Raw genomic sequence first — 12,874 nt, 5'->3', positions numbered from 1 at the left:
GCCTATGTAGCCGGTGGCGCCGGTGACCAGGACGTGCGCCGGGTCGCGTGGGCGGGGGAGGGGCCCTGCACCGGCGGCAACCGCAGCCCGAGACGCGCTTCCCGCAGGAAGTCCGCCTCCGACGCGGGCGCGGGGCCGGTCCGGCGGCCGGCCCGGCTGGCCCGCAGCGCCCGGCCCACCGCCGCCGTGTACGCACCGAGTGTCGGCGACCGCAGCAGACTGCGTACGAGGAAGGTGCCGTGCGCCGCGTCCATGTGCAGCGCGGTCATGGTCCTGGTGGTCACCTCGGCGACGAGCAGCGAGTCGCCGCCGAGGGCGAAGAAGTCGTCGTCGGGAGCGGGCCGGACGCGCAGGACGTGCTCCCAGACGCCGGCGAGCACGGCCGGCAGACCGGAGCCGTCCGCGCCGCTTTCGGCAGCCGCGGCATCCGGCCCCTCCGGGCGCGGTTGCTCGTTTGCGTTCGCGTCGCCGTTCCCGGTCGCATGCGTTTGCCCGGCGGGCACCGCCGACCATGCGAGCAGGGCACGCCGGTCGACCTTTCCGGCCCCGGTGACCGGGAAGCGGTCCAGGACGTGGATGCGCCCCGGCACGGCGGGCGCGGGCAGCCAGGACCCCAGGTAGGCGCGCACCTGATCGGCCGGGACCGCCGCGCCGGGGCGGGCCGGCGTCACGAAGGCCACCGGCTGGGCGCGCGGCCCCTCCCCGTCGATCTCCACCACGGCCTCCGCGACCGCCTCGTGCGCGCGCAGCCGCGCCTCGACCTCGTCCAGTTCCACGCGGAATCCGCGCAGTTTGACCTGCCGGTCGCGGCGCCCCCGGTACTCCAGCGTGCCGTCCGGCCGCCACCGGGCGCGGTCGCCCGTGCGGTACAGGCGCCCGCCGGGACGGGGGCCGAACGGGTCGTCGAGGAAGCGTTCGGCGGTCAGCGCCGGGTCGTTGAGGTACCCGATGGCGATGCCGTCGCCCCCGACGAGCAGTTCACCTTCCTCGCCCGGCCCGGCGGGGGTGCCGTCCTCGCGGAGCACATGGCAGGTCGAGTTGGGAAAGGGACGGCCGATGGGCACGGCGGCCGCGTCGGCGGGCAGCTCCCGTACGACGTACGCGCTGGAGACGACGCTGTTCTCGGTGGGCCCGTAGAAGTTGACCAAGGTGGTCCCGGGGCAGGCGGACAGCACCCGGCGGCACAGCCGCGGGTCGAGCGCCTCGCCGCCCGCCGAGACGAACCGCAGGCTGCGCAGCGCCTCCGGCCGGGTGCGGGCCACGTGATGCAGCACCCCCGCGGTCAGGAACGCCACCGCCACGTCCTCCTCGCGCAGCAGCCGCTCCAGCGCGTCCACGGACAGCAGGTGTTCCCGCTCGGCGACGACGAGGCAGGCACCGGACAGCAGCGCCGTCCAGATCTCGATCGTCGAGGCGTCCGAGGAGCAGCTGTACGCGTGCAGCACCCGCTCGCCGGGCGCCGGAGGTGACAGCCAGGAGCCGGAGGCGGCCAGCCGCACGACGCCGCGGTGCGGGACGGCCACCGGCTTCGGGCGGCCGGTCGAGCCGGAGGTGAACATGACGTAGGCGCAGTCCTCCGGGGCGACGGTCACGCCTGGTGGGGCGGGGGCTCCGGCCGGTGGGTCGGGGGCTCCGGCCGGGGCGTCCGCTTCCGGGTCCGGCGCGGCGAGACCGCCGTCCACACAGGCACGCAGCCTGCGCACCCGGCTCGTGCTGCCCGGCAGCGCGACGGCCACCCGTACGTCCGCCTCCTCGGCCATCGCACGCAACCGGGCGGGCGGGTACGCGTCGTCCAACGGCACGTACGCCGCGCCGCACTTGACGACGGCGAGGAACGCCACCAGTGCCTCGGGGCACCGGCCGCCGAGCACACCGACCGTACTGCCGGGACGGACACCGGCGGACAGCAGCCGCCGGGCGAGGGTGTCGGAGTGCCGGCTCAGCTCGCCGAAGGTCAGGGTGCGGTCGCCGTGCCGGACGGCGGGCGCCTCGGGGGCGGCCAGCGCCCGCTCCTCGAACAGCTCGTGCAGGCAGCGGTCGCGGGGGTACGGCGTGGCCGTGTCGTTCCAGGGTGCGTGCCGGTCCGGCCGGCCGGGCACCTGGGAGGGTCGCAGCATGGTCAATACCTCGGAACGGTCGGAGTACCACGGTCGGAGCGCCCGGACGGCCGGGGCGCGCGGTTCCGGGCGGAATCGGGTGGCCCGGGTCGGCTGAAGGCGGTGGGAGAGGAGACGGAGGCAGCGGTGCGGCACCGCGCGAGCCGCGTCCGGACGGTCCCGCCGGCGATGGACCGGCCGGCCTCGTGGCCGGACCGCGCCGGGGCCGGACGCCCGTCTCGGTGTGCCTTCCATGTCACCCGGAAAAAGCGGGTGCATTAGGCAGTTACCCAGCAATCCGCTGCCGCTGTTCACTCTTGCGGATGATGTGGAACGTTCCGGTCAGCAAAGATGAGCCGTGTCGTGAGCGGTGTACCACCGCCCGTACCGCGATGCGCCCTGCGGCGGGGGAGGTATGACCCGGACGAGGGGTTTGCGAGCGGTCCCGGATGGGAAGAAGGCGTGGCGGGGGGGGGCGACAGCAGCACAGGGTGGGGGCGCCGACACGGTGGGCCGGCGCCCGGCAAGGGTCGCTCAGCCCGTGAAGCCCTGCTCTCGCAGGATTTTGTCGATACGGTCCCGGTGGGCCGCTTCCCAGGCGTCGAGGGTCTCGGCGGCCTCCTTGGCCAGCTTCTTCCCCGCGCCGAGGAGCACCTCGTCCCGGCGGTCCGCGGGAGTGACCACGACGCCCTCCTCGTCGGCCACCACGATGTCGCCGGGCCGTACGGTCACGCCGCCGCAGCTCACCGGGCCGTTGAGCGGCGCGACGGCCGCCTTGGCGCCCGGAACGGGGATGACGCCGCGCGCGTACACGGGGAAGCCCGCCTCCCGTACCTCGGCGAGGTCACGGATCAGTCCGTCGGCCACGATCGCCGCGACACCGCGGCGCTGGGCCACCGCGCACACGTTGCCTCCCGCCAGCGCGTAGTCCATGTCGCCCGACTCGACGACGATGACCGAGCCCGGCTCAGCACGGTGGACGGCCGCGTGCAGCGTGAGGTTGTCACCCGGAGGGCACCGTACGGTGAACGCCGGTCCGGCGATCCGTGGAACCGGGTTCCACAGCGGGCGGATACCGGCGTCCATGACCTGCCCGCGCCCCAAGAGGTCGGCAAGGGTGGTCGAAGGGACGTCGCTGAAACCTGAGATGCCGTTCATGCACTCCTTCTCTCGGTTCCGGAGCCCAGCGGCGTCGGATCCGGCCGGGCCCCACCACACACGGAGGGCGGACCGCGCCGGGCCGACAGGCCACCGGAGCCGTACGGGACCGCCTCGGCTCCCGCGTCCGCCGGCCCGAACGACCGCCGTTCACATGCGCTTCCGCCCGCCGTAATGTGATCATCCTGCCGCGTGCTCCCCGGGGTGCGCCACCACGTACCGCACCTACGGAGACGACTGCCATGCCCCTGCGCTGTGCCGTGCTCGACGACTTCCAGAACATCGCCACGACGGCCGCCGACTGGACCCCCGTCCAGGACCGCGTGGAGGTCGTCTCCTTCACCCGGCACTTCGCCACCGAGGACGAACTGGTCGCGGAGCTGGCCGGTTTCGACATCGTCGTCACCCTGCGCGAACGGGTCCCCTTCCCGGCCCCCCTGTTCGCCCGCCTGCCCCGGCTCCGGCTCCTGGTCGCCTCCGGCCTGCGCAACTCCGTGATCGACTTCGCCGCGGCGGCGGAGCACGGGGTGACCGTGTGCGGCACCCAGAGCGCCTCCACCCCGCCCGTCGAGCTGACCTGGGCGCTGCTCCTGGGCCTCGCCCGCGGTGTGGCGGCCGAGAGCGCCGCGCTGCGCCAGGGCGGCCCGTGGCAGTCCACGGTCGGTACCGACCTGCACGGCCGGCGACTCGGGCTGCTCGGACTGGGCAAGATCGGCAGCCGGGTGGCCCAGGTCGGTACGGCCTTCGGCATGGACGTGGTGGCCTGGAGCCAGAACCTCACCGAGGAGCGGACCGCCGAGGTCGGCGTCGGCCGCGCGGCGAGCAAGGAGGAACTCCTCGCCACCAGCGACTTCGTCTCGGTCCACCTGGCGCTGGGCGACCGTACCCGGGGTCTGCTCGGCGCTCCCGAGCTGGCGCTGCTCAAGCCGACCGCGTACCTGGTGAACACGTCCCGAGCGGCCATCGTCGACCAGGACGCCCTGCTCGCCGCGCTGCACGCGGGCCGGTTCGCCGGCGCGGGCATCGACGTCTTCGACACCGAACCGCTGCCCGCCGACCACCCGGTACGCACCGCGCCCCGGCTGCTGGCCACGCCCCACCTCGGCTACGTGACCTGGGACAACTACCGTACGTACTACGGCCAGGCGATCGAGGACATCCAGGCGTACCTGGCGGGCTCACCGGTCCGGCTGCTCGGCTGACGGCGGACCGGCGGCTTCCTGGACCGGCGGCCCGACTGGACCGGCGGCCCCCTTGGACCGGCGGCCCGACTGGACCGGCGGCGCCCTGGACCAGAGGCCACCGGCCCCGCACGCCCGATCGGGCGGCGCACCTGGCCGGCGCGCCGCCCGACGGCGTCAGTCCACCTCCGGAGCCGGGGCTCTAGAGGGCGTTGGCGAACCGCTTGAACGCGGCCTTGGTCTTCGTCCCGGGGTCCCCGTCGATCTTGCCGGTGTAACCCCAGCTGTCCTTCAGCAGACGTTGCAGCGCCTTCACCGTATTGACGCCGGGCTTCCCGTCGATCTTGCCCTTGTACTTCCAGTGCTTCTTCAGGCAGCGCTGGAACGCCTGCCAGCTCTCGGTGCCCAGCGCCCCGTCGATCTTGCCCTTGTACTGCCAGTGCTTCTTCAGCCAGCCCTGGACCTTCTTGGCCTGCGCGGCGCTCAGTCCGAGGTTGTTCACCGCGAGCGGCGTGACGGCCTCGGCCGTCACCGCGGGCTGTGCGGCCGGCGCGGAAGCGGCGAAGCTCGCGCCCGCCCCCGCCAAGCCGCCGGCGAAGATCCCCACGGCGGCGGTGACACTGACGAGGGTCCTCGTCACAGCATTGGGTCGCATTCCTTTTTCCCCCTTCGAGTCCCGGGGGCACCGCCTGACCCGCCCGACGCGTACGTCGTCGGACGCCTCGGCGCTCCCCCTCATGGCCGTACGGCGCGGCGGCGGCCTTGGTGGTGGTGCTCCCCGTCCGCCTCGGCGCGGTACGGGAAGAAGCTATCCGCCGGAGCGGCGCCCGGCGTCAGCCCACGAGTTGAGACCGGCGCAACCAGAAGCCGACATCCGCACTCCACCGACCGCGGTAACGGCGGCGGATGTACAACCCCCGCGGTACTGCCCATCCGGAACGGGGCGTCCCCCGGAACGGGACGTCACTCCACGGTGCTCGCGCCCTCGGCCCGCCCCTCTGCCCACTCCTTGCTCAGCCGGGACCACTCGGGGGCGGCCGCGGTGGGGGAGGAGGAGACGACATGACGGCGGAAGGCGTCCTCCGCGGTGACGCCGTGCACCGTTTCTACCGTGTTCGCCGCCAGGTGGCACAGCAGACCGCGGTCCACGGGTTTCAGCCCGAGGCGGTTGAGGTGGACGTAGAGGTAGTTGACCACCAGCCGGAAGGAGGCGAACCAGTGGTCGTCGCGGAGGAAGCCGTCGTGGCCGTGGTCGGTCTGCAGGAGCCGGTGGAAGTCGCTGAGCTGCCGGGTCGGCAGCCGGGGAGCCAGGCCGGCGCCGCTGAGCGTCAGCTCGCCGGACTCCAGCAGCGGGTACGCGACACGCTGGCACCGGCGTACGGCCTCGGCCCATTCCCGTACGAACGACACGGTGGCGCCCGCGCCCGCGGCCGCGGGGGAGCCGGGCTCCGCGGACAGGACGGACTCCACCGTACGCAGCCGGGTGGTCAGCGCGTCGGCCTGCCGCCGGTACCGCTCGTCGAAAGCGGCCCGGTAGCCGGCCGGGTCGTGGGTCCGGGACAGGAACGCGTCGGCGTGCGACCGCAGGGACAGGAAGCCGCGGGCGATCGGCGCGCCGCCCTCGTCGAACGGGACGGCAGCCACCGAAGCGGTGGTCCACATCAGGTCCAGCGTCAGTACGGGCAGGGCGCCACCGTCCCGCAGGTGCTCGTACATCGCGAACGCCAGGTCGTTCGTGTCGCTCAGGAAGGCGGCCAGCACCTCGCTGCCCCGCATCGACCCCAGCACCGGCAGCCGGTGGTCGTAGGGCTGTTCGAGCACGGTGTTGTCCGGCACCCAGGGGTGCCGGGGGCCGGCCTCCATCTCCAGTTCCGCCAGCCGCTCGTGCACCGGCGCGAGCGCGGCCTCGTCCAGCCGGGCCGTGGAGGGGTGGTCGCGGACGTACGTCTCCAGTGCGGCGACGACCCGCGGCCGTACTTCCGATGCCCATGCCTCGGGCGTGGTGCGGAAGTTCAGGCGCAGGTGCGGGCCGCGCAGCCAGTGCCGGCCGAACCAGGCGCCCTCGACCGACGCCCGGACGGCTTCGAACGCCGGGCGTACGGCGTCCAGTACGAGCGCGGTCTCGGTGCTCTCGTCGTGGTGGTGGACGTGGATGCTGTGCCACTCGGCGGACGCCCCGCTCATGAGACGGTCAACGCCTCGGGCAGTTCGGCGAGGACCCGGCCGACGAGGAACCGCACCTGGCTCTCCTGCCACAGGGACAGCCCCAGCCGGTTGTTGACCAGGTGACCGCTGCGCAGCAGCACCAGGCTCGTGGCGGGATGCGCGGTCTTTGCCAGTTCGAGCGGACCGACGAGCGGTGAGTCCGTCCACTCGTTGGTGAAGCTGCCCGCGACCTCCAGCTCGTGGAGCGCGTCCCGCAGCCGGCGCAGGGACGCCATCCAGTGCGCGCGGGGGTCCGCGCCCGCGCCGGTGAGCGCCTCCTCGGGCGCGGTCGCCAGCCGCCATACGCGCCGGGCCCGCTCCTGGAGCTGCGCCTGCTGGGCGCGGTACCGCGGCTCGACGTCCTCGGCCTCGGGGCCGCTGCCGAAGGGCAGGGGCGGGCCCCCGTTGCGCGACCACCGGTCGCGGACCTCGTCGAGAAGCGCGAACACCCCGACGACCAGGTCGAACGCCAGCATCGCGCGCTGTTCGACGGTCGCGCCGGTGCCGACGACGGACAGTGCCAGCTCGCTGGACTCGTGGAAGTGCCGCTCCACGGCGGCGATGGCGGTGCGGTACCCGAAGTCGGAGTTCTCCCGCTCGTACGGCCGGAACTCCAGGGAGTTGTTGGGCCGCACCTCCTCGTGCTGATCCTGGCCGGACCGGCCCTCCAGACTGGCCAGCCCCTCGGAGACCTGGGCGAAGCGCGTACGGTCCACGACGTCAGGGGACGGGCTGGTCTCCAGGAACGCGCGGACGTGCTGCCCGGTCAGCCGCTCGATCTCGGCACGGTCGGCGGTACGGGCCGGGAGGAAGCGCAGCCGGACGTGCGGGCCGCCCTCCCAGTACCGCAGGAAGAACCACCGCTGCACGAGACCGCCGGCCGTCAGCCGTGCGACCAGCGGGCGGACGACCTCGGTCAGCAGCGCGTCCTGGCCGGTGTCGTAGAAGATGTGCGCGCCCACCCAGTCCGCGCCCTCCGAGGTACCGGGGTCCAGCCGGTCGCTACCGGTCAGCATCTCGCCTCCGTCGATCGTCGGTTGCCGGCTCCGGCGGGGCAGGAACCGGCCGTCCCGATTGTCGGGCGGCGGCCGGGCGGCGGTCTTCACGGTACGACCACGGGGTGACCGAAGAACGGACCGAAGGGCACCGCCGAGGCACCACAGACCACCGCCGAGGCACCACAGACCATCGAAGAGGCGCCACAGGCCACCGCGGTGCCTCCAAGCCCGACCGAAGCCCGACCGACCCCGAAGCCCGACCGCAGGCCGGGGCCTCGATACGCGGCCTCGATACGCGGCCACGCGGCCGTCACAGCGTCGTACGCCGCACACACTCCTCGACGACCGCCCGCAGGCTGCCCGTACGGCGCAGCCACTCCCGCTGGATGCGCGCCCCGTTGCCGCGGCCCATCAGGGTGTCCAGGCCCTCCTTGGCGAGCCCCAGGTCACCGTCGTCCTCCAGCGCCTCGCCGACGTGGTCGAGCAGGGCGCACACCACCTCCTCGGCGGGGGCCGGGGTCCAGGTGAGCGGATGGATGAGGCGGCCGGACAGCCCGGACCGGCCGGCCCGCCAGGTCGCCAGCCGCAACAGGCCGATCCCGGCCGGGTCCGGCGGCTCGCCCGCGCGCCACGCGCGGGCCGCGGTCTCCACCAGCCCGCGGGTGAGGGCGGCGATCAGCACCGTGTCGTCGGACTGGAGACAGACGTCGGCCACCCTGATCTCGACGGTGGGGTAGTGCCGCGACAGCCGGGCGTCGAAGTAGATCATGCCCTCGTCCAGCAGGGTCGCGGTCGCCAGCATCTCCTGCACCCGCCGGTGGTAGTTCTCCGCGCAGCCGAACGGCTCCACCGGCCCGGACGACGGCCAGCGGCCCCACACCCGGCTCCGGTAGCTGCTGTACCGGGTGTCCTGGCCCTGCCAGAAGGGCGAGTTGGCACTCAGGGCGAGCAGCGTCGGCAGCCACGGGCGGATGCGGTCCAGTACGGCCACGCCCTCGTCGTCCGACTCGACGGACACATGGATGTGGCAGCCGCAGGCGAGCTGTTCCTGCGCGGTGCGGCCGAACTCCTCCGCCAGCCGCTGGTAACGCTCGTCGAAGTTGAGCGACGGTATGACGGGCAGCGGCGAGGTGGCCAGGGCCGCCAGTTCCGTACCGGCCCGGCGGGCCTGGCGCGCCGCCTCGCCGCGCCAGTGGGCGACCTCCGCGGCCAGGTCCTCCATCAGCAGCCGGGGGCGGGTCGCGATCTCCAGCTGCTCGCGCTGCAGTTCCTTGTCGAGGGTGGAATCGTCCGGGGTCGAGGCCAGTACGGTCCCGGAGGCCGCTCGTGGCTTTCCTGAGTGCGGGTCCACCAGGAGAAGCTCTTCTTCCACACCCACACTCCGCATACGACAGCCTCTCTCGACCGGCGACGGTCAGCAGGACGGCTTTTTGGTGTCTGCTGACATGGGAAACGCTCGCGCGGCACGGCACAAGGGGTCGGGCGGCCACGGAGTGGCGCGATGAGGGCGGGCGCGGGCGGGCCGCGCCCACGGGCCGGTGCGCGGTCGGTCGGACATCCGTACAAGCCGGGCCGTACCTGCTCTGATGGAGGGGCACGTGATGCGGCGGACGAAGGGGGCGGGCCCATGCCGGTGGTGCGGACCAACGGGATCAGTCTCGACTACGAGGAGTACGGCGCCGGGGAGCCGGTCGTGATGGTCACCGGGACCGGCGCGCCGGGACGGGTGTGGCGTGCGCACCAGGTGCCCGCCCTGACCGCGGCCGGGTACCGGGTGATCACGTTCGACCACCGGGGCCTCGCGCGGGACGGCGCGGCCGAACAGCCCTTCACCCTCGACGACATGGCGGCCGACCTCGCCGGTCTCCTCACCCACGTCAGCCCCGGACCCTGCCGTGTGGTGGGCTTCTCGCTGGGCTCGGTCGTCGTGCAGGAACTGCTCGTGGCCCGGCCGGAGCTGGTCCGCAGGGCCGTGCTGATGGCGACCATCGGCCGGGCGGACACGCTGGTGCGGGCCATGGCGGCGGCCGAGATCGACCTGTGCGACAGCGGGGTCGCGCTCCCGCCCCGGTACGCGGCGTACGTCCAGGCGTTGCAGTACCTGTCGGGGGAGACGCTCGGCGATCCGGACCGGCTGCGCGGCTGGCTGGACGTGTTCGAGATGACGGCGACGGCGAGTTTCGCCGGAATGCGCGGGCAGCTCGCACTTCAGGTGATCGAGGACCGGCGGGCCGCTTACCGGCACATCCGGTGTCCGTGTCTGGTCGTCGGATTCGCGGACGACCGGGTCGTCAGGCCGCGGCTGGCCGAGGAAGTGGCCGCGTGCATTCCCGGCTGCCGGTACACCGAGATATCCGGGTGCGGCCATTTCGGCTATCTGGAGAAGCCCGGTCCGGTGAATTCCGCGATCATTGATTTCTTCGCGGAACAGGACCGCTGAGGGGACGTCAGCAAAATAGTGGGAACATCCGGTCCCGGCCTTCCGATCGGCGGCGGCCGGGACCGGTGCGGGCCCGTACTCGGCCCGTTCACGCGCCGAGTACGGCCCGGATGCGCTTCTTGTCGGGCTTGCCGACCGGCGTCAGCGGGATCTCGGCGACCAGGTGCAGCCCGGTGGGCGAGTACATCGCGCCCTTGTGGCGGGTGACGAAGTCCCGCAGCCGGTCCAGGTCCAGCGGGTGTTCCGGCGCGGGGACGACCGCGACGTGCACCTCCTCGCCGGCGTCCGCGCGGCGCACGCCGAACGCCGCGCAGTGGGCGACGGCCGGGTGGGTGAGCAGCAGGTCCTCCAGCTCGCTGGTGTAGACATGGCCGCCCACCACGATGATCATGTCCTTGAGCCGGTCGACGAGGTACAGATAACCCTGGTGGTCGAGGTAGCCCAGGTCTCCGGTGTGCACCCACCCGTCCCGCAGCACCTCGGCGGTGAGGCCGGGCTGCTTCCAGTAGCCGGTCATGGCCTGGCCGGAACGGACCCGGATCTCGCCCACCGACCCGACGGGGACGGGCGCGCCCCGCTCGTCGTGGATGACGACCTCGACGCCCGGGATCACCCGGCCCACCGTAGCCTGCCCCTGCGGGGACATGTTCCGGTGCTCGTCCGGGCCGATGACGGTGATGTGGCCCGCCTCGGACTGGCCGTAGCCGCCGAACAGGACCGCGCCGAAGGTCTCGTGCGCCTGCCGCAGCCGTGTCGGTGAGGCGGCGCAGCCGCCGTAGGTGATCCGCTGGATGCTGGACAGGTCGGTGCCGGCCAGGCCGGGGTGGTCGAGCAGGCGGTAGATCAGCGGGGGCAGCAGCCACAGGTGGGTGATGCGCTCACGCTCGACGGCGGCGAGCACCTCGCCGGGGTCGAAGGCGTGCTGGAGCACCACGGAGCCGCCGGCCAGGAAGGTGGCGTCGGCGATGTTGCCGGCCACGTGCGCGAGGGTGGTGCAGGCCAGGAAGCGGGGCGGTTCGCCCGCGCCGAGGGAGCCGAAGGCGAGCATGTCCCGGTAGGGACCGTGCGCCATGCGCACGCCCTTGGGGACGCCGGTGGTGCCGCCGGTGTGGCGTATGCACCAGTCGTCCTCGGGACGCGCCGCACTCCGTACGGGACGGGGTTCGTGCCGTGCGGCACGCGCGAGCAGGTCCTGGCCGTGCGGGCCGGGGCCGAAGGAGAGGACGTACGGGGGCGGGTGCGGGCCAGCAGGCTCTCGGCGGCGTCCGGCAGGTCCGGGTCGATCAGCAGCAGCTCGGTGTCGACGCTCTCCGCGATGTGGGCGAGCGTCTCGGGGGCCATGCCCTGGTACAGGAAGACGGCCCGGGCGCCGAGCAGATTGGCGGCGTACCGCGCGGTGAGGGCCTCCGGCCGGTTCCCGGAGAGCAGTGACACGGTGCTGCCGCGCCCGATGCCCCAGCCGGACAGTTCCCGCGCCATGCGGTACACGCTGTCGCGGAATTCCCCGGCGGTGACCTCCCGGCCGTCCGCCGTGGTGACGACGGGGCGGTCCGGAGTTTCCGCCAGGACGGCGAGGAGGGATTCGACGTAGGAGCGGAAGTCGTTCGTCGGGGAATTCACCTCTGCGGCAACGAATTCGGCGGTCATGAAGTATGTCTCCCTACTGATGTAGGCGATTACTACTTCTCGGTAAGCTAACAACCGGTTGCCGTATGAAGGTGTCCTGCCGATGAACAGCGTGTGATGTCTGAAAAGTGTCTGGCGTGGCGTGCTCGCTCATGCATGGAGGGTCTGGGACGCGGTGCGGCGTGACGCACGCCACACGGCCCGGGCGGTCTCCCCTCGGTGGGACGGCGGGGGAGGCCCGGGCCGTGTGCCGGTGCCGTGGCGGGGCGGGTCAGCGGGACGAGAGCCGGTCGCGGACCGCCTTGAGCTGGGCCACCTGCGCCGACTGGCTCCGTACGACGGAGTCGGCGAGCTGCTTCGCGCCCGTGTCCCGGCCCAGTTTGCGCTCGGTGCGGGCCATCTGGATCGCGCCCTCGTGGTGGCTGATCATCATCTCGGTGAACTTCCGGTCGAAGGCGGCGCCCTCGGCGTTCTTCAGGGCGGTCATGTCCTGGTCGGACACCATCCCGTCCATGTCCGACTCGTCCCGTCCGACCTGCCCGTGGTCCATGCCGTGCGGACTGTGCTCGGCGGAGGGCGACCCCGGATCGCCGGAGCCGGTCGCCGCCGCCTCCGGCTCACCCCAGGACCGCAGCCACCCTCGCATGGTGGCGATCTCCGCGGTCTGCTCCTTCGAGATCGCCGCCGCCAGGCCCTTGACCTCCTGGTCGGAGGCGCGGGCACCGGCCGGTTCCGTCATCTCCACGGCCTGCCGGTGGTGCGGGATCATCCGCTGCATGAACCGTACGTCCGCGTCGTTGTGCGCGGCGTCCGTGCGAGAACCGCTGGGGGACGCCGCGGCGGAGCCGCTCGCCGTCCGCGGCCCGCCGCCGTCGTCGCTCCCGCAGGCCGCAAGGGCCAGCGCCCCGGCGGCGAGGGCACCGGCCAGTGCGGTACGGCGACAGGGAAGTCGCTCGCGTCGATGCATGATTCGCCCACCTCGATCTCTCTGCGCGCGGAGAACACCCCGCGCGCGCGTCGGCCTACGCCCGCATTACCGACACGCGCGGAGATGCGAAGCGCACGGCGGCGCGGCACGCCGCGAAGTGATGAGGTGAGGGGGCGCGTGGTTGACCGGGGTGCGGGGCTGTGGCCGGCCGTCGCGCGGTGTCGAGGAGAAGGAGGGGCGGC

The 12,874-nt window shown here is 73.0% G+C and carries 9 protein-coding genes and 1 pseudogene; 2 read left to right on the top strand and 8 right to left on the bottom strand.

The genetic code is table 11. From position 1 onward, the window contains the following. Positions 1-2: 2 nt before the first annotated feature. Together ACEXOX_RS03720 and ACEXOX_RS03715 are read right to left on the bottom strand one after the other, a co-directional pair. On the bottom strand, positions 3-2,117 hold the full coding sequence (locus ACEXOX_RS03720) for a non-ribosomal peptide synthetase (protein ID WP_406519077.1): 2,115 nt from the start codon (positions 2,115-2,117) through the stop codon (positions 3-5). 513 nt (positions 2,118-2,630) lie between these two features. Next, the gene (locus tag ACEXOX_RS03715; RefSeq protein ID WP_406519076.1) at positions 2,631-3,254 is read right to left on the bottom strand and encodes an RraA family protein; all 624 of its coding nucleotides are present in this window, start codon (positions 3,252-3,254) and stop codon (positions 2,631-2,633) included. 242 nt (positions 3,255-3,496) lie between these two features. On the opposite strand from ACEXOX_RS03715, the gene ACEXOX_RS03710 reads away from it, so the two are divergent. After that, positions 3,497-4,456 (top strand): D-2-hydroxyacid dehydrogenase family protein, encoded by a 960-nt coding sequence (locus tag ACEXOX_RS03710; RefSeq protein WP_406519075.1) that lies wholly within the window; start codon positions 3,497-3,499, stop codon positions 4,454-4,456. Between the two features lie 181 nt (positions 4,457-4,637). Here the strand turns inward: ACEXOX_RS03710 and ACEXOX_RS03705 are convergent, their stop codons facing one another. The 4 genes from ACEXOX_RS03705 to ACEXOX_RS03690 all read right to left on the bottom strand — a co-directional run bounded on the left by ACEXOX_RS03705 (position 4,638) and on the right by ACEXOX_RS03690 (position 9,025). Beyond that, positions 4,638-5,090 (bottom strand): peptidoglycan-binding protein, encoded by a 453-nt coding sequence (locus ACEXOX_RS03705; protein WP_406519074.1) that lies wholly within the window; start codon positions 5,088-5,090, stop codon positions 4,638-4,640. A 308-nt stretch (positions 5,091-5,398) separates the two neighbouring features. Continuing rightward, positions 5,399-6,619 carry a thiopeptide maturation pyridine synthase gene (locus ACEXOX_RS03700; RefSeq protein WP_406519073.1) on the bottom strand — a complete coding sequence of 407 codons (1,221 nt, stop codon included), beginning with the start codon at positions 6,617-6,619 and terminating at the stop codon, positions 5,399-5,401. Then, positions 6,616-7,656: a thiopeptide-type bacteriocin biosynthesis protein gene (locus ACEXOX_RS03695; RefSeq protein ID WP_406519072.1), complete on the bottom strand. Its 1,041-nt coding sequence runs from the start codon at positions 7,654-7,656 to the stop codon at positions 6,616-6,618. The genes ACEXOX_RS03700 and ACEXOX_RS03695 overlap by 4 nt, the downstream gene beginning before the upstream one ends. Before the next feature lie 292 nt (positions 7,657-7,948). Continuing rightward, positions 7,949-9,025, bottom strand: coding sequence for a glutamate--cysteine ligase (locus tag ACEXOX_RS03690; RefSeq protein ID WP_406519071.1), 1,077 nt, complete (start codon positions 9,023-9,025; stop codon positions 7,949-7,951). A 240-nt stretch (positions 9,026-9,265) separates the two neighbouring features. Between ACEXOX_RS03690 and ACEXOX_RS03685 the strand changes: the two genes are divergently transcribed. Beyond that, a complete protein-coding gene (locus tag ACEXOX_RS03685; protein WP_406519070.1) occupies positions 9,266-10,078 on the top strand; it encodes an alpha/beta fold hydrolase in 813 nt (270 codons plus the stop codon). A gap of 88 nt (positions 10,079-10,166) precedes the next feature. Here the strand turns inward: ACEXOX_RS03685 and ACEXOX_RS03680 are convergent. After that, a pseudogene (locus ACEXOX_RS03680) lies at positions 10,167-11,725 on the bottom strand (AMP-binding protein). 250 nt (positions 11,726-11,975) lie between these two features. Further along, the gene (locus ACEXOX_RS03675) at positions 11,976-12,671 is read right to left on the bottom strand and encodes a DUF305 domain-containing protein (protein WP_406519069.1); all 696 of its coding nucleotides are present in this window, start codon (positions 12,669-12,671) and stop codon (positions 11,976-11,978) included. Between the last annotated feature and the right edge of the window lie 203 nt (positions 12,672-12,874).

Origin of the sequence: Streptomyces sp. Ac-502 (assembly GCF_045222935.1) — a bacterium.
GTDB classification, from domain to species: Bacteria; Actinomycetota; Actinomycetes; order Streptomycetales; family Streptomycetaceae; genus Streptomyces; species Streptomyces monomycini.
This window is presented reverse-complemented; position numbering and strand designations above follow the sequence as displayed.

Excerpts from the sequence above, each read along its gene's own strand:
- ACEXOX_RS03720 (WP_406519077.1), bottom strand. The coding sequence starts at position 2,117 with ATGCTGCGACCCTCCCAGGTGCCCGGCCGGCCGGACCGGCACGCACCC.
- ACEXOX_RS03715 (WP_406519076.1), bottom strand. The coding sequence starts at position 3,254 with ATGAACGGCATCTCAGGTTTCAGCGACGTCCCTTCGACCACCCTTGCC.
- ACEXOX_RS03710 (WP_406519075.1), top strand. The coding sequence starts at position 3,497 with ATGCCCCTGCGCTGTGCCGTGCTCGACGACTTCCAGAACATCGCCACG.
- ACEXOX_RS03705 (WP_406519074.1), bottom strand. The coding sequence starts at position 5,090 with ATGCGACCCAATGCTGTGACGAGGACCCTCGTCAGTGTCACCGCCGCC.
- ACEXOX_RS03700 (WP_406519073.1), bottom strand. The coding sequence starts at position 6,619 with ATGAGCGGGGCGTCCGCCGAGTGGCACAGCATCCACGTCCACCACCAC.
- ACEXOX_RS03695 (WP_406519072.1), bottom strand. The coding sequence starts at position 7,656 with ATGCTGACCGGTAGCGACCGGCTGGACCCCGGTACCTCGGAGGGCGCG.
- ACEXOX_RS03690 (WP_406519071.1), bottom strand. The coding sequence starts at position 9,025 with ATGCGGAGTGTGGGTGTGGAAGAAGAGCTTCTCCTGGTGGACCCGCAC.
- ACEXOX_RS03685 (WP_406519070.1), top strand. The coding sequence starts at position 9,266 with ATGCCGGTGGTGCGGACCAACGGGATCAGTCTCGACTACGAGGAGTAC.
- ACEXOX_RS03675 (WP_406519069.1), bottom strand. The coding sequence starts at position 12,671 with ATGCATCGACGCGAGCGACTTCCCTGTCGCCGTACCGCACTGGCCGGT.